The 14,278-nt window shown below is 68.3% G+C and carries 14 protein-coding genes and 1 pseudogene; 11 read left to right on the top strand and 4 right to left on the bottom strand.

Translation table 11 applies throughout. From position 1 onward, the window contains the following. Window positions 1-144: 144 nt before the first annotated feature. A complete protein-coding gene (locus tag AB0D34_RS44030) occupies window positions 145-534 on the bottom strand; it encodes a VOC family protein (protein ID WP_362673052.1) in 390 nt (129 codons plus the stop codon). Window positions 535-786: 252 nt separating this feature from the next. On the opposite strand from AB0D34_RS44030, the gene AB0D34_RS44025 reads away from it, so the two are divergent. The 3 genes from AB0D34_RS44025 to AB0D34_RS44015 are packed head-to-tail and all read left to right on the top strand — an operon-like array spanning window position 787 to window position 3,147. Further along, window positions 787-1,140: an SseB family protein gene (locus tag AB0D34_RS44025; protein WP_362673050.1), complete on the top strand. Its 354-nt coding sequence runs from the start codon at window positions 787-789 to the stop codon at window positions 1,138-1,140. After that, entirely contained in the window at window positions 1,137-1,844 is a 708-nt protein-coding gene (locus tag AB0D34_RS44020) for a hypothetical protein (RefSeq protein ID WP_362673049.1), read from the top strand. The genes AB0D34_RS44025 and AB0D34_RS44020 overlap by 4 nt, the downstream gene beginning before the upstream one ends. 46 nt (window positions 1,845-1,890) lie before the next feature. Further along, window positions 1,891-3,147, top strand: a complete 1,257-nt coding sequence (locus AB0D34_RS44015; RefSeq protein ID WP_362673046.1) for a DUF1266 domain-containing protein — start codon at window positions 1,891-1,893, stop codon at window positions 3,145-3,147. A 19-nt stretch (window positions 3,148-3,166) separates the two neighbouring features. Here AB0D34_RS44015 and AB0D34_RS44010 read toward each other — a convergent pair whose 3' ends face one another. Genes AB0D34_RS44010 through AB0D34_RS44000 form a run of 3 tightly spaced genes read right to left on the bottom strand, consistent with a single transcriptional unit; the run spans window position 3,167 to window position 4,903 of the window. Beyond that, the gene (locus tag AB0D34_RS44010; RefSeq protein ID WP_362673043.1) at window positions 3,167-3,826 is read right to left on the bottom strand and encodes a class I SAM-dependent methyltransferase; all 660 of its coding nucleotides are present in this window, start codon (window positions 3,824-3,826) and stop codon (window positions 3,167-3,169) included. Between the two features lie 10 nt (window positions 3,827-3,836). After that, the gene (locus AB0D34_RS44005; protein ID WP_362673041.1) at window positions 3,837-4,043 is read right to left on the bottom strand and encodes a DUF397 domain-containing protein; all 207 of its coding nucleotides are present in this window, start codon (window positions 4,041-4,043) and stop codon (window positions 3,837-3,839) included. 8 nt (window positions 4,044-4,051) lie between these two features. Further along, window positions 4,052-4,903, bottom strand: a complete 852-nt coding sequence (locus tag AB0D34_RS44000) for a helix-turn-helix transcriptional regulator (protein ID WP_362673039.1) — start codon at window positions 4,901-4,903, stop codon at window positions 4,052-4,054. 226 nt (window positions 4,904-5,129) lie between these two features. Between AB0D34_RS44000 and AB0D34_RS43995 the strand changes: the two are divergent. The 8 genes and pseudogenes from AB0D34_RS43995 (at window position 5,130) to AB0D34_RS43960 (ending at window position 14,236) form a co-directional block, all read left to right on the top strand. Next, window positions 5,130-5,544: pseudogene (locus tag AB0D34_RS43995) on the top strand (ATP-binding protein). A 194-nt stretch (window positions 5,545-5,738) separates the two neighbouring features. Beyond that, entirely contained in the window at window positions 5,739-6,515 is a 777-nt protein-coding gene (locus AB0D34_RS43990) for an alpha/beta hydrolase (RefSeq protein WP_362673037.1), read from the top strand. 395 nt (window positions 6,516-6,910) lie between these two features. Beyond that, complete coding sequence (locus AB0D34_RS43985) at window positions 6,911-8,131, top strand: M20 family metallopeptidase (protein WP_362673034.1); 1,221 nt, start codon at window positions 6,911-6,913, stop codon at window positions 8,129-8,131. Window positions 8,132-8,419: 288 nt separating this feature from the next. Next, the gene (locus AB0D34_RS43980) at window positions 8,420-9,475 is read left to right on the top strand and encodes a BMP family ABC transporter substrate-binding protein (RefSeq protein WP_362673031.1); all 1,056 of its coding nucleotides are present in this window, start codon (window positions 8,420-8,422) and stop codon (window positions 9,473-9,475) included. A 387-nt stretch (window positions 9,476-9,862) separates the two neighbouring features. Next, entirely contained in the window at window positions 9,863-11,431 is a 1,569-nt protein-coding gene (locus AB0D34_RS43975) for an ABC transporter ATP-binding protein (RefSeq protein WP_362673056.1), read from the top strand. Then, window positions 11,428-12,555 carry an ABC transporter permease gene (locus tag AB0D34_RS43970; protein ID WP_362673029.1) on the top strand — a complete coding sequence of 376 codons (1,128 nt, stop codon included), beginning with the start codon at window positions 11,428-11,430 and terminating at the stop codon, window positions 12,553-12,555. Before AB0D34_RS43975 ends, AB0D34_RS43970 begins: the two co-directional genes overlap by 4 nt. Continuing rightward, the gene (locus AB0D34_RS43965) at window positions 12,555-13,838 is read left to right on the top strand and encodes an ABC transporter permease (protein WP_362673026.1); all 1,284 of its coding nucleotides are present in this window, start codon (window positions 12,555-12,557) and stop codon (window positions 13,836-13,838) included. Before AB0D34_RS43970 ends, AB0D34_RS43965 begins: the two co-directional genes overlap by 1 nt. After that, window positions 13,835-14,236 carry a cytidine deaminase gene (locus AB0D34_RS43960; RefSeq protein ID WP_362673023.1) on the top strand — a complete coding sequence of 134 codons (402 nt, stop codon included), beginning with the start codon at window positions 13,835-13,837 and terminating at the stop codon, window positions 14,234-14,236. The genes AB0D34_RS43965 and AB0D34_RS43960 overlap by 4 nt, the downstream gene beginning before the upstream one ends. The last annotated feature ends 42 nt before the right edge of the window (window positions 14,237-14,278 follow it).

Below are 14,278 nucleotides of genomic sequence, written 5' to 3'. Positions count from 1 at the left end.
CGATCCGAAAACCGGTCATCCGACGACGACTTCACCTGTCCGGGCCTTGGCACACCACACCCAACGACCCGAAAACCCCAAAGTCACCGGTATTGGGGCTAGAGGACTGGAACCGTTGTCACCGCGGCTGTCGGGGCGCATGGCTCAACTGCGTTCCTGCACGAGCTTCACGCGGTGCCCCTCAGGATCGAGTACCCAGGCGTACCGAAGACGTCCGTCGGGCGAGTCGGTCGGATTCGTGAGTGGCTCGCCTCCTGCGTCGAGCGCCGTCCGATGCAGGCCGTCAACGTCGTGGCACCACAACACGACCTCGGTGTTCTGGCCGGGCGTCGTGGCGATGCCGAACAGCTCGCTGCCCACACGGGCGGAACTGAACCCGATCCGGACGCCCGCAGCCTCCACCTCGACCTGCTGAGGCTCGCCGTCGGACGGGAAACGGAATTTCTCCGGCATCCCGAGGCTGCGGAAGAACGCCGCGCAGCGCTCCACGTCATCGCACCACAGGTTCACCTGAACACCCTCGAACACCGCCATGCCCACACGCTACTCGGCAAGGTGTGGGCGCAGGCCGCTGACCGGAAGTCGGTGCGCACCGACTTGGCCCGACTTTGGGGCAGCTGCGGCCTACGGCGGTTTTCTCGCCGCCAGGTATGTCCGGTACGGCTCGGGATGTGTACCGGTTGCCGGCGGTGGCGAAAGGCTGAGCCTCAGCTTCATCGTCTAGCATCGTCGTTCGCTTGTGCGACATCCGACGAGTTCGATGAGGCTACGACGGGGGCGGCCGACGTGAGTGCGGAGGCGTTGCGGCAGGGCAACCTGCGGGCGTTGGTGGGGGAGTTCCGGCGCGGCGAGGTGTTGGTGCCGGTCGTGGACGGTTCGTTGCTGTCGGCGGAGTCGGGTGGCATCCGCTGGTTGTTTGCGTTCACGGATGTCGCGGCGCTGGAACGGTTCGCCGAGGCGCGGGGTGAGGCGCTGCCGGAGCGGATACCGGTGTTCGGGGCGCGGTTGCTGGATCAGGTGATCCCGAGGGTGGACGGCCCGGCGGGGATCGCGGTGGACGCGGGCAGTCCAACCGGCTTCGTGCTGCCGCCGGTTGTGGGGATCGTGCCGGATGCGGTGGCCGTGGACGTCGCGTCGTGAGCGCCGGTGACGGCTATCAGGTCGATCCGGAGGCGATGGAGCGGATCACCCGCGGGATCGACCAGGCGATGGCGGAGCTGAAGGAGTTCGGCTTCGACATCGAGGCGAACCTGGGCCGAGGTTTCGGTGATTTGTCGCTGGCGGGTCTGGAGGCGGGTGATGACGCCCTGCAGCAGGTGTTCGCGGACTTCTGTGACCGTTGGGGCTGGGGTGTGCGGTCGCTGATGGGTGACGCGAACGAGTTCGCGGGCCGGCTGGGGCTGTCGGCGGGGATCTATCACGAGCAGGAGCAGTACGTCTCCGACACGTTGAAGTCCGTGTGGACGGCTGGCACGGGCAACCCCTACCTGTCGCCCGAGCAGGTGAAGGGAACGTTCCTGGTCGCAGACGTTGAAGGACAACCCGGTCTCGCAGGTGGCGGATGCGGACTACAGCGCGGAGTCGTTCACGGCGGGGCAGGACGAGGTGAGGGCGGCGTGGTCGCAGGCGGCGGAGGACGTGCGGACGTCGACGGTGGTGCGGGGAGTATTGGAGAGGGCTGGTTCTGGGTCCATGACCCAATGGGTGTGCACCTTCCTTCTCGGATCGCTTCTGTGATCGGACGGCCTGAATTCATGGCCTTGTCTCCGGATGGTGCTCGCTTGTGTGCTGTCTCGCTGGAGGGTGATGAATACTGGGTGATCGCCCATCATTTTTCAGCGTAACGAATATGAAGCCTCTGTGGGGCCCCGAAGAATTGATAGGTGAAGAATGTCGTTCGGTCCGCCTCCTGCGGGCTTCGGTCCTCTCGCTCCGTCTTCCTGGACCCCTCCCTCAGAAGTCGAGCAGGCACTCCTGGATGCCAAGTCTCGTGACGATTGGCCGGCGTACTTCGATGCGCTGGCGCAGAGTCGCGTGTACTTCGAGATCCAGCGGGACAAGGTGGACGCCAGGTCCACTGATATTCGGGCGCTCTTCGAGTTCGACTCCCGGGTCGCCGGCGGGAGGATTTGGGCGGTCTACACCGAGGGCATGCTGCCCGCGCCTGAACCACACCGCGTATTCGATTGGCAGCCCCTCTCATGGTTCGCGAAAGTCTGGGATCCAACCGACCCTCCGATGATCGTCGTCAATCCCAGGACACCATGCGAGGCGTTCCTGCCCTCCGCGCCGCCGCACTCCCATGCCTGGGCTCAGTACACGGACCGGAAGAAGAGCCCTTCGGACGAGGCAGCTTTGCGGGCCCTCAGGGTGGGCGGCCCACTGCACGGACCCGTGGCCCAAGGGCTGGCTTGCGGCGCCCATCTCATCGTTCTTCGCGGCCTGCCGTGGAACGCCCTGGCGTACCACGGTCAGGGCTACCCCGCCGAGCGCGAAATGCTGAGCACGTACTGGGGCATCACCAGCCACCAACAGTGGCAGGTCCAGCAGCACGCCCTGCTGTCAACCGACGGCGCCAACCCGGTCTGGGAATTCGCCCTCGGCCTGCGTCGCGTCATCGCGCGTGACTTCGGTGGCTACGTCGAGACCGCTCTCTGGCGAGATTCAGCCGCGCGGGTCCTGCGCCAGCGGGCGGAGGGCGAGATTCTTCTCACCCCGGACGGCATCACGAAGACCGAGCCCGTCCCCGCGGCCGAGACCGAGGCGCGCGTCAACGGAGTCCAGCACCTCATCGGCCGTATCACCCGTTACGAGGCCCGCATGCGCGCTGACGGCATCCTCGACGAAGGCCAGTACGTCAGCTCGGCCGACGCCTGGGATCTCGGCCGGGCTTCGTGCATGGCCCGCTGGGGCGTGAGCACCCGCTACTGCGCCGTGCCGGAGGCCGAGGCAGCCGTCGTCGAAGCCGGGTATCGGGCCGCCCGTTGCTACGAGTCCTGGCGGGAATTCTCTGCCGCGTTCATCCTCGGCCGCTGTCTGCAGTTCGACAACGAGAAGTTCGGCAGTTGGTACCAGGACATGGTCACCGTCCACAGGATCCTGACTTCGGACCCGGGCAGTCCCTGGCTCAACATTCCCTTCCGGTAGATCCCCGACGGGGTCTGTCCTACGCCGGTTTCCTCGCCACGAGGTAGGCGCGGGACAGCTTCTCGTCGTCCAGGGGCTCTCGGAGTACGCGGACGATCACCTGGAGGCCTGCCTTTGCGAGTTTTTCGGCGACCTCGTCCGGGGTGCGCCAGTGGTAGTCGAGGGAGATCTCGTGGCCGAAGCGTTCGTCCAGGTGCATGTGGCCGCCGCCTTGCTCGTACTGGAAGCCGATCAGGGCGTGGGTGCCGGGGGCGAGGACGCGGTGGAACTCTGCGAAGGCTGTCGGCAGGTGGTCGTCGGGGACGTGGATGATCGAGTAGAGGGCCGTTATGCCGCCCAGCGTTTCCGACGGTAGGTCCAGGGACGTCATCGAGCCCACGTGGAAGCGGAGGTTCGGGTGGGTCCTGCGGGCCAGTTCGACCATCTTCGGTGAGACGTCCACGCCGAAGACCGGGATGCCGAGTTCGTGGAGCGCCGCGGTCACGTGTCCCGGGCCGCTGCCGATGTCGGCCACCGGGCCCTTGCCCTGCTCCTTCACCAACTCCGCGAAGCCCGTGATCTGGGCTCTGTCCAGCGTGGGGATGCCGGCCCAGTCGGAGAACTGCTCGGTGTAGGGCTCGGCGATCGTGTCGTACGCGGTTCGGGTGGCCCGTATGAAGTCAGGGGTCTCGGCGTTCACGGGCTGCACCCTAGCGGGGGGTGAGGGCGGAGTGCGGTGACTTCAGGGTGGTGAGGAAGGCGCTGAAGGCCGTGGTCGGGAAGGTGAGGGTGGCCCTCGTCCGGGTCTTCGAGTCGCGGACGGCTATGTGGGAGTGCAGGTCCGCTATCTCCACGCAGTCGTTGCCCTCACCTCCACCGGAGAAGGACGACTTCTTCCACTCGGCGGGGGCGGTCATGTCGGTCCTCACAGTTCCTTGGCCAACTGGTGGATGAGGTCACGCGACTGCTCCGGAGGCAGTGACCCCTCCTTCACCCTACGGAAGAGCTTTCGAAAGTGGTCCAGTTGGGCCTCGGAGTCCACGAAGGCTGTTCCGTTGGGGGCGTCGCGGATCACGGTGTCCAGTCGGGGGACTGCTCCTCCCAGGTGGACCAAGGTGCTTCCGCCTCCCGCAAATTCGTTCAGGCTGAGGGGGATGACCCTCACCGTGACGTGATCGGCCTCGGACATCTCCAGGATTCGGGTCAACTGGGCCCGGGACGCGGCGGGTCCGGCGACCTTGATGCGGAGGGCCGCTTCGTGGATCACCGTCTCGTACGGGATGGGAGCGGGGCCTTCGATCACGACCTTTCGCCTCATCCGGTGAGCCACGCGGAGCTCCACCTCGTCGTCCGGGAACTCCGGGTTCATGTAGGCGAAGAGGGCCCGGGCGTAGTCCTCCGTCTGGAAGAGCCCCGGCACGTGGATGACGGCCACGTCGTGGCGAAAGGTGGCGTGGTGATCCAGCTCGGCCAGGTCCAGGTAGGCGGAGGGAAGGACGCCTCGGTACTCCTCCCACCAGCCCTGGGTCCGATCGGTCGCCATGGCCACCAAGCTGTCGATCAACTCGGCGTCTGAGCAGGTGTAGTTGGCGGCGATACGGCGAAGACGCTTCTCGCTCAGCCCTGCGAGCCCGGCCTCGATCTGGCTGATCTGCGCAGAGCTCACCCCCAGCAACTCCGCAGCCTGGCGGGTCGTGAGTCCCGCCGCTTCGCGGAGTCGACGCACCTCTACCGCCAGACGTAGCTGACGTGCGGTTGTCTCGCGCCGCAAGACCATCCGGTGTTCCTCCCAACGCGCCTGCGGGCGCGACTCGTTCGGGGTCAGATTACGGGACCGACTTGCGGAACCTAAACCGTAATCCGTACCGTCGGTGACGCGACGCACACTCTGCGGAATCGCCGGGACCCCCGGAAGCGCACCGCCCCGTCCTGCCATGACGGCCGCGGCACTGCCACCGCCCGCCGAACTCCCCCCGCGCACACCACCCGAACGGAGCTGACCCATGCCGGAAAGCGCCCCCTGGGAGTACACCCTGTACATCCCCAACGACCTCCGCGCTGTCACCGTCGCCCGCCGCACCCTCCGCCTCATCCTCACCCTGCACGGCCTGATCCGCCTCGTCGACACCGCCGAGCTCCTGGCCGCGGAGTTGGTCTCGTATGCCGTACGGCATACGAAGGGGCCGGCCGCGCTGCGCGTGCGTTACATCGCAGGGGTGTTGCGGGATCGGGGCCTGGGACGCCGATCCCGAACCGCCTGAACCTCCCGGGAAGTTGGGCGACATCACGGAGACGGAGATGGAGTCGGGACGGGGGCTGGCGATGGTGCGGGCCTGTGCCGATCTGTGGGGGTGGCAGCCGTTGGTCAAGCAGGGCAATCGTGGGAAGTTCGTGTGGTGTGAGCTGGGGGCCGCCTAGACAGGGTGTCGGCCTCCGCGAAAACCCGTTGGTGAACCCCCATCACCCCTGCTAGCTTCCCCGTGGCCGTGCCGGAGAATGAGGAGGTGGTACCCGTGAACGCAGTATCGACATGGGTGCTCCCCTCCGGGGTCGCGGTCGGGCGGTAGGTCGTCCGGGAGCGCCGTTCATGCGCACTCCCGAAAGGCACGACCATGGAAAACAAGATCCTCGAATTCGCTTCCGAACAGCGTCTCGACGACCGCGTCATCGAGCGCGAGTTCACCCTCGGCGAGATCCCCGGCACCCTGTGGACGCCCGAGTCCGCCACGCCCGCCCCGCTGGTGCTCATGGCCCACAACAACGGCCTGCCCAAGCGGGACTCCCGGCTGGTGGCCCGGGCCAGGATCACCGCGGCGCACGGCTACGCGGTGGCCACCATCGACGCCGAAGGGTGCGGGGACCGGCCCCGTTCCACCGCCGACGAGCAGATCCGCGCCGAGCTGCGGCGGGCGATGCAGGCCGGCGCACCGCGCGACGAGGTCGACGAGATCTTCGAGTCCCTCGTCGGCCCGCTGGTCGAGAAAGCCGCCCCGGAATGGCTGACCACCCTGGACGCACTCCTCTCACTGCCCGAGATCGGCGGCCCGGGTGAGTCGGTCGGGTCGGTCGGGTACTCGGGATGGATGGCCCTCGGTATCCGGCTGGCAGCGGTCGAGCCGCGTATCGCGGCCGTGGGCTTCTTCGCCGGAGGATATGTGCCCCGCGCCCAGCGCGAGGAAGCCCGGCAGGTCACCATCCCGCTGCTGATGCTGTTGCAGTGGGACGACGAAGGGAACCCGCGGCGACGGGCCCTGGACCTGTTCGACGCCTTCGGCAGCAAGGAGAAGACGTTGCACGCCAACCTCGGCGGGCACACCGGCACCCCGGCGTTCGAGCTGGAGGACGGGAACCGGTTCTTCGGCCGCCACCTGAGCCGTCACCTGACATGAGACCGGGCCGGCATCAAGACAGGGTCGGCCGTTCGAGTGAATCCGGTGCGTGACGGATCGGGTGCGGTCACGTAGGGCGGCCTGTCCGAGGCGGGCCGACTGGGCCGCGCCGGCTGCGCGGGGACCGTCGTACTCCCTGCGCAGTCGCCCCGTCACACAGCGGTGATGATTCCGGGACCCCGCTCCGGTTCCGCCTCCGGCCGGTTTCGACAGGTGAACAGATCGGCATGCGGAACCGGGGGCATGGTATGCGTGGAGAAACGGGGTTCCTACCCATCTCCATCCACCCCCATGCGTCGAGCGGCCAGATTTTCTTCCCTTCGGGGTTGAAGTTTTGTTGATCGAGGGTCGGCCGGCCACTCCCGCGTCCTACGCTTAAGAGGGTGAAGCAACTGATGTCACCAGAGTCCGAGGTCGATCTTCCCGGGGAAGCCGTGCTTCCCGGTGTGCTGAGTGCGGAACTGCACGCCGAACTCGTGGCCTTCCGGCGCGACCTGCACATGCACCCGGAGCTCGGCAACCAGGAGTTCCGCACCACCGCGGCGATCAAGGAACGGCTGGAGAGGGCCGGGTTGAAGCCGCGTGTGCTCGCCGTCGGGACCGGGCTCGTCTGTGACATCGGGGAGTGGGACGGCGAGCGGCCCATGCTCGCCCTGCGCGCCGACATCGACGGGCTGCCCATCCCGGACACGAAGACCGAATGCTCGTACCGGTCGACCGTGCCCGACCGGGCGCATGCCTGCGGGCATGACGTGCATACGACCGTGGTGCTGGGAGCGGGACTCGTTCTCGCCGAGCTCGACCGGAAGGGCCTGCTGCCCCGGCCCGTGCGGCTGCTCTTCCAGCCCGCCGAGGAAGTGCTGCCCGGCGGCGCCGCCGACGCCATCGACTGCGGGGTGCTGGAGGGGGTCGGGAAGATCCTCGCCGTGCACTGCGACCCGCGGGTCGACGCCGGGAGGATCGGGCTCAGGACCGGTGCCATCACCTCCGCCTGCGACCGGCTGGAGATCTCCCTCGACGGGCCCGGCGGGCACACCGCCCGGCCGCACCTCACCACCGACCTCGTCACCGCCGCCGCCCGCGTCGTCACCGACGTGCCCGCGATCGTCGGCCGGCGCGTCGACACCCGGGCCGGCCTCGCCGTGACCTGGGGGCGGATCGAGTCGGGGCACGCCCCGAACGTCATCCCGCAGCACGCCGAGCTCTCCGGGACCGTGCGCTGCCTGGACCTGGACACCTGGCGGCAGGCCCCGGACGTCGTCGTCGCCGCGATCGACGAGGTCGCCAATCTGCACGGCGCCAAGTCCGAGATCAACTACGTGCGGGGCGTCCCGCCCGTCGTCAACGACGCGGGCATGACCGAGCTGCTCCGGGACGCCATGACCGCCCGCCGCGGGCCCGAGTCGATCGAGGACACCGAGCAGAGCCTCGGCGGCGAGGACTTCTCCTGGTACCTGGAGCAGGTGCCGGGTGCCATGGCCCGCCTCGGAGTGCGGACGCCGGGCGAGCGGACCGTGCGCGACCTGCACCAGGGCGACTTCGACGCCGACGAGTCCGCGATCACCGTGGGTGTGGAGATGTTCACGGCCGCCGCGCTGATCGACGCCGCACAGTGATCCCAGCGTGACTGACGGCCCCCTCGGGGGCCGTTCCGCCGACCGGCGCAACATGCTCGTAAGCCAATTGTGCGCGCATCGCAATCCGGGTGTGCGAGGCCCGCAGACCCTCAGTTCAGACGCTGTTTGCCTCGAATCGATAACGGCTTCGGAAGAGGTCTGTTTCCGACATCTACGCGCGTTACGATGCCGCGAAGCCGACGCCGCAGGGGCGTGCAGGCCCGGGCACTGGCATGGTGCTCACATGAAGCGCCGACAAGGCGCTCAGGTCAGGTGAAGGAGCCTCCCGTGCGCCGGGTAGCCAAGCTTTCCGCTGCGTGTATCGCGACCGCAGCTCTCGCACTGACTGCCACTGCCTGTGGCAGCACCTCCTCCGAGGAGGACAGCTCGTCCTCCTCCTCCGCCAGTGGCGGTACGGGCATCAAGATCGGCCTCGCCTACGACGTCGGCGGCCGTGGCGACCGCTCCTTCAACGACTCCGCCGCGCGCGGTGCCGACAAGGCCGAGAAGGAGTTCGGCGGTTCCATCAAGGAGCTCACCGCCAAGAGCTCCGACACCGAGGCCGACCGCGAGCAGCGCCTGACCGACCTGGCGGACGCCGGCTACAACCCGATCGTGGCCGTCGGCTTCTCCTACGCCACCTCGGTCGACAAGGTCGCCGCGAAGTACCCGAAGGTCAGCTTCGGCCTCATCGACTCGGTCGCGACCGCCAAGAACGTCGACAGCATCACGTTCACCGAGGAGCAGGGCTCCTACCTCGCCGGTGTCGCCGCCGCACTGAAGACCAAGAAGAACCACGTCGGCTTCATCGGTGGCGTGGACACCCCGCTGATCAAGAAGTTCGAGGCGGGCTACGCGCAGGGCGTCAAGGACACCAAGCCCGCGGTCAAGGTCGACGTCCAGTACCTGACCCACGGCTCCGACCTGTCCGGCTTCGCCAGCCCCGACAAGGGCAAGGAAGCCGCGTCCGGCATGCTCGACAACGGCGCCGACGTGATCTACAGTGCGGCCGGCTCCTCCGGCAACGGCGCGATCGAGGCCGTCTCCGCCGTCAAGGGCGCCTGGGCCATCGGCGTGGACTCGGACCAGTACAACATCCCGGGTCTGAGCAAGTACAAGAACTCGATCCTGACCTCGATGGTCAAGAACGTCGACGTCGGTGTCTACGACTTCGTCAAGTCCGTGCACGACAAGAAGCCGCTGACCGGCAACCAGGTCTACTCGCTCGCCAAGGGTGGCGTGGGCCTGGCCACCAGCGGTGGCTTCATCGACGACATCCAGCCGCAGCTGGACGCCGCGAAGAAGAAGATCGTCGACGGCACCGTCAAGGTCAAGACCAGCTGATCTGACGGTTCCCGCGGGACCCGGGCTCGGCGAGGGGGCCTCGACAACCCCCTCGTCGAGCCATAACAATGTGTCAACTCTACGCGTGTAGCGTGGAGTTGCCGCGCTAGAACCTGTCCGGTGGATCAGGTCGGTGCCGAGCAGCGGTACCTTGTCAGCGCGGGTGAGCGGGGCCTGGAGCGTCCAGCTGCAAGGCGGAGGAGGGCGTCGACGCGGAGCGTCGGCAACCGACGACAACGCCGCAGATGGGTGTGCCGGGCCCAGCGACACCGGCATGATCCGCCGGCCAGGCCCTGAGCGTCGCCGACGCCTGCCCTCCCCTACGCAGCCCCTTTTCCCCGAGGAGAGTGCGCCATCAACGCGTCCAGCCCTCCCGCTGCCGTCGAACTGCGCGGCATCACCAAGCGATTCCCCGGCGTCGTCGCCAACAAGGACATCGACATCACCGTCCGCACGGGCACCGTGCACGCCCTGTGCGGTGAGAACGGCGCCGGCAAGTCCACCCTGATGAAGATCCTCTACGGCATGCAGCAGCCGGACGAGGGCACCATCACGGTGAACGGCGAGACGGTCACCTTCGCCACCCCCGCCGACGCCATCGGCCGCGGCATCGGCATGGTGCACCAGCACTTCATGCTCGCCGACAACCTCACCGTCCTGGAGAACGTCGTCCTCGGCGCGGAGAAGCTCTACGGCATCGGCGCCAAGGCCCGCGCGAAGATCAGGGAGATCTCCGACGCGTACAGCCTGAACGTCCGCCCCGACGTCCTCCTGGAGGAACTCGGCGTCGCCGACCGCCAGCGCGTGGAGATCCTCAAGGTCCTCTACCGCGGCGCCAAGACGCTGATCCTCGACGAGCCCACCGCCGTTCTCGTGCCGCAGGAGGTCGACGCCCTCTTCGACAACCTGCGGGAGCTGAAGGCGGAAGGCCTCACGGTCATCTTCATCTCGCACAAGCTGGGTGAAGTCCTCTCCGTGGCCGACGAGATCACCGTCATCCGCCGCGGCACCACCGTCGGCACCGTGAAGCCGGCCGGCACCACGACCAAGCAGCTCGCCGAGCTGATGGTCGGCAGCGAACTGCCCACCCCGGAGACCGAGGAGTCCACGGTCACGAACGTCCCGCTGCTGAAGCTGGACGGCCTGCGCCTGGCCCAGACCGACCTCGACGGCGTCGAGCGGATCATCCTCGACGACATCTCCTTCACCATCCACAAGGGCGAGGTCCTCGGCATCGCCGGCGTGGAGGGCAACGGCCAGTCCGAGCTCGTCGAGGCCATCATGGGCATCCGTGCCCTGAACGCCGGCACGATCGCCCTCGACGACACCGACATCTCCCACGCCCCCACCCGCCACCGCCGCGAGGCCGGCGTCGGCTACATCCCCGAGGACCGCCACCGCCACGGCCTGCTCCTCGAGGCCCCGCTGTGGGAGAACCGGATCCTCGGCCACGTCACCGAGAAGCCCAACTCCCGCGGCCAGTTGCTCGACATCAAGGCGGCCCGCACCGACACCGAGCGCATCATCCAGGCGTACGACGTCCGCACCCCCGGCATCGACGTCACCGCCGCCTCCCTCTCCGGCGGCAACCAGCAGAAGCTGATCGTCGGCCGCGAGATGAGCCACGCGCCCAAGCTGCTCATCGCCGCCCACCCCACCCGCGGTGTGGACGTCGGCGCGCAGGCCGCGATCTGGGACCACATCCGCGAGGCCCGCCGCGAGGGCCTGGCCGTGCTGCTGATCTCCGCCGACCTGGACGAGCTCATCGGCCTGTCCGACACCCTGCGGGTGATGTACCGCGGCCGACTGGTCGCCGACGCCGACCCCGCCACCATCACCCCCGAGGAGCTGGGCTCCGCCATGACCGGTGCGGCCACCGGCCACCTGGAGCACGCAGAGGGCTCCGCAGACGACTCCGCAGCGGTCTCCGCCGAGGACGACGAGGACGCCCGATGAACAAGCTGACCCAACGCATCGACAAGGAGCGGCTGCTCCTCGGCATCGCGGCCCCGCTGCTCGCGGTCGTCGCCGCGCTCGTCGTCACCACCCTGGTGATCCTCGCCACCGGCAAGAACCCGGGCGCCGCCTTCAGCGACATGCTGACCTACGGCTCCGCCAGCGACAGCCAGGTCTACATCCTCAACAAGGCGACGACGTACTACCTGGCGGGCGTCTCGGTGGCCATCGGCTTCCGGATGAACCTGTTCAACATCGGCGTCGACGGCCAGTACCGCATCGCCGCGTTCTTCGCCGCGGTCCTCGGTGGCGCGCTGACCACGCCGGGCTGGATCTCCATCCCGCTGATCATCCTGTGCGCCATGGGCACCGGCGCCGCGTGGGCGGCCATCGCGGGCGTCCTCAAGGTGACCCGCGGGGTCAGCGAGGTCATCTCGACGATCATGCTGAACTCGATCGCCACCGCCATCATCGCCTACCTCCTCCAGCCCGGGAAGCTCGCCGAACTCCAGGCCGGCGGCACCGTCGTCTCGACCAAGCCACTGCCCGAGTCGTCGTACTTCTTCCAGATCGACACCGGCGCCGCGGGCGAGCTGTGGGGCTTCATCGTGATCGCCGTGATCGTCGGCATCGCGTACTGGTTCGTGCTCGGCCGCACCCGGTTCGGCTTCGACCTGCGCACCGTCGGCCAGTCCGAGAGCGCCGCCGCCGCGAGCGGTGTCTCGGTGAAGAAGATGGTCGCCACCAGCATGGTGATCTCGGGCGCGGTGGCCGGTCTGATCGGTATGCCGACCCTGCTCAACGACAGCCACCAGTTCAGCAACGACTTCCCGACCGGCATCGGCTTCACCGGTATCGCCATCGCCCTGCTCGGCCGCAACAACCCGGTCGGCATCGCGCTCGGCGCCCTGCTCTGGGGCTTCCTGGAGCGCACCACCAACCACCTGGAGTTCGAGGGCTACGACAAGGAGATCCTCGGCGTGATCCAGGGCGTCATCGTCCTGTGCGTCGTCATCGCCTACGAGGTCGTACGCCGTTACGGACTCAAGCGCCAGCAGCAGCGGGTCGGCGCCGAGCTCGCCGCCCAGGCCGCAGCCCCGACCCAGAAGCAGGAGGTGGCGTGATGACTGCCACGATGACCGACACGCCGCCGCCCGCGGCACCCAAGGCGGACACCGCCACCCGGTCGGGCCGCTCGCTCGGCCAGATCCTGATGATCGTCGCCGGTGCTCTGCTGCTCATCGCGGCGGTGCGGGTCATCTCCGGCTCGGACCAGCTCACCTCCGACGGCCAGGTCTCCGCCGCGCTCAGCCTCGCCGTGCCGATCGGCCTCGCCGGTCTCGCCGGTCTGTGGTCCGAGCGGTCCGGTGTGGTCAACATCGGCCTCGAGGGCATGATGATCCTCGGCACCTTCGGCGCCGGCTGGATCGGCTGGCAGTCCAGCCCCTGGCTCGGCCTGCTGTGCGGCGTCGGCTTCGGTGTCCTCGGCGGCCTGCTGCACGCGGTCGCGACCGTCACCTTCGGCGTCGACCACATCGTCTCCGGTGTGGCGATCAACCTGCTCGCGCTCGGCGCCACCCAGTACCTCGCCAAGCTCTTCTTCGTGGACGGCAAGGCGGCGGAGGCGGGCGGCAACCCCAAGCAGTCCCCGCCCGTGGACTCCCTGCCCAACTTCGACGTCCCGGGCCTGTCCAGCGGGCTGCACTCCATCGAGAACCACCACTGGTTCCTGATCTCCGACATCGCCGGCATCCTCGGCGGTCTGGTCACCAACCTGTCCGTGGTGACGGTCCTCGCGGTCGTGCTGTTCGTCGGCAGCTGGTGGCTGCTGTGGCGCACCCCGTTCGGCCTGCGGCTGCGTTCCTGCGGTGAGAACCCGATCGCCGCGGAGTCCCTCGGCGTCAACGTGTACAAGTACAAGTACATGGCCGTGGCCGTCTCCGGCGGCCTCGCCGGCCTCGGCGGCGCCTTCCTGGCGCTGGTCACCTCGCACACCTACCTCGAAGGCCAGACCGGCGGACGCGGCTACATCGGTCTCGCCGCCATGATCTTCGGCAACTGGCGTCCCGGCGGACTCGCCATGGGCGCGGGCCTGTTCGGCTACTCCGACGCGCTCCAGCTGCGCAGCGGCGGCGAGACCGTCCACGCGCTGCTGCTCCTGCTGTTCGTGCTGCTGCTGGCGATGGCCGGCTGGAAGCTGTACAAGAAGGCGCACTGGCAGGGCGGCATCAGCCTCATGGTGGCCGCGGGCGTCCTGGTCTGGTACTTGACCACCGACGAGGTCCCCAGCGACTTCGTGGGCGCCACCCCGTACGTCGTCACCCTGCTGGTGCTGTCGCTGTCCGCGCAGCGCCTGCGGATGCCCAAGGCGGACGGCATGCGCTACCGGAAGGGACAGGGCAAGTGACCTCCCCCGGCGGGGTCGACTGGGAGGCACTGCGGGCGGCGGCCCGAGCCGCCATGTCCCGGGCGTACGCCCCGTACTCCGGCTACCCGGTCGGCGTGGCCGCCCTCGTCGACGACGGCCGTACGATCACCGGCTGCAACGTCGAGAACGCCTCCTACGGCATCGGCCTGTGCGCCGAGTGCGGTCTGGTCTCGGAGCTGCAGAACACCGGGGGCGGCCGCCTCACGCACTTCACCTGCGTGGACGGCCGGGGCGAGATCCTCGTCCCCTGCGGCCGCTGCCGCCAGCTGCTGTACGAGTTCGGCGGCCCCGACCTCCTCCTGGAGACCCCGGCGGGCCTCCTGCCGCTGTCGGAGATGCTCCCGCAGGCCTTCGGGCCGGAGCACCTCACCAAGTAACTCCCGCGCGGCCCCTCCGAGTTGATCATGTTCTACGGCTCG

The sequence above is a fragment of the Streptomyces sp. NPDC048420 genome, assembly GCF_040651535.1.
Taxonomy (GTDB): Bacteria; Actinomycetota; Actinomycetes; order Streptomycetales; family Streptomycetaceae; genus Streptomyces.
The sequence above is the reverse complement of the archived record's forward strand: the minus strand, read 5'-3'. Positions and strand labels throughout refer to the sequence as shown.

Coding starts and splice junctions, on each gene's coding strand:
- AB0D34_RS43965 (WP_362673026.1), top strand. CDS start 12,555: ATGACTGCCACGATGACCGACACGCCGCCGCCCGCGGCACCCAAGGCG.
- AB0D34_RS44000 (WP_362673039.1), bottom strand. CDS start 4,903: ATGGTCTTGCGGCGCGAGACAACCGCACGTCAGCTACGTCTGGCGGTA.
- AB0D34_RS44005 (WP_362673041.1), bottom strand. CDS start 4,043: ATGACCGCCCCCGCCGAGTGGAAGAAGTCGTCCTTCTCCGGTGGAGGT.
- AB0D34_RS44030 (WP_362673052.1), bottom strand. CDS start 534: ATGGCGGTGTTCGAGGGTGTTCAGGTGAACCTGTGGTGCGATGACGTG.
- AB0D34_RS43985 (WP_362673034.1), top strand. CDS start 6,911: ATGTCACCAGAGTCCGAGGTCGATCTTCCCGGGGAAGCCGTGCTTCCC.
- AB0D34_RS44015 (WP_362673046.1), top strand. CDS start 1,891: ATGTCGTTCGGTCCGCCTCCTGCGGGCTTCGGTCCTCTCGCTCCGTCT.
- AB0D34_RS43970 (WP_362673029.1), top strand. CDS start 11,428: ATGAACAAGCTGACCCAACGCATCGACAAGGAGCGGCTGCTCCTCGGC.
- AB0D34_RS43990 (WP_362673037.1), top strand. CDS start 5,739: ATGGAAAACAAGATCCTCGAATTCGCTTCCGAACAGCGTCTCGACGAC.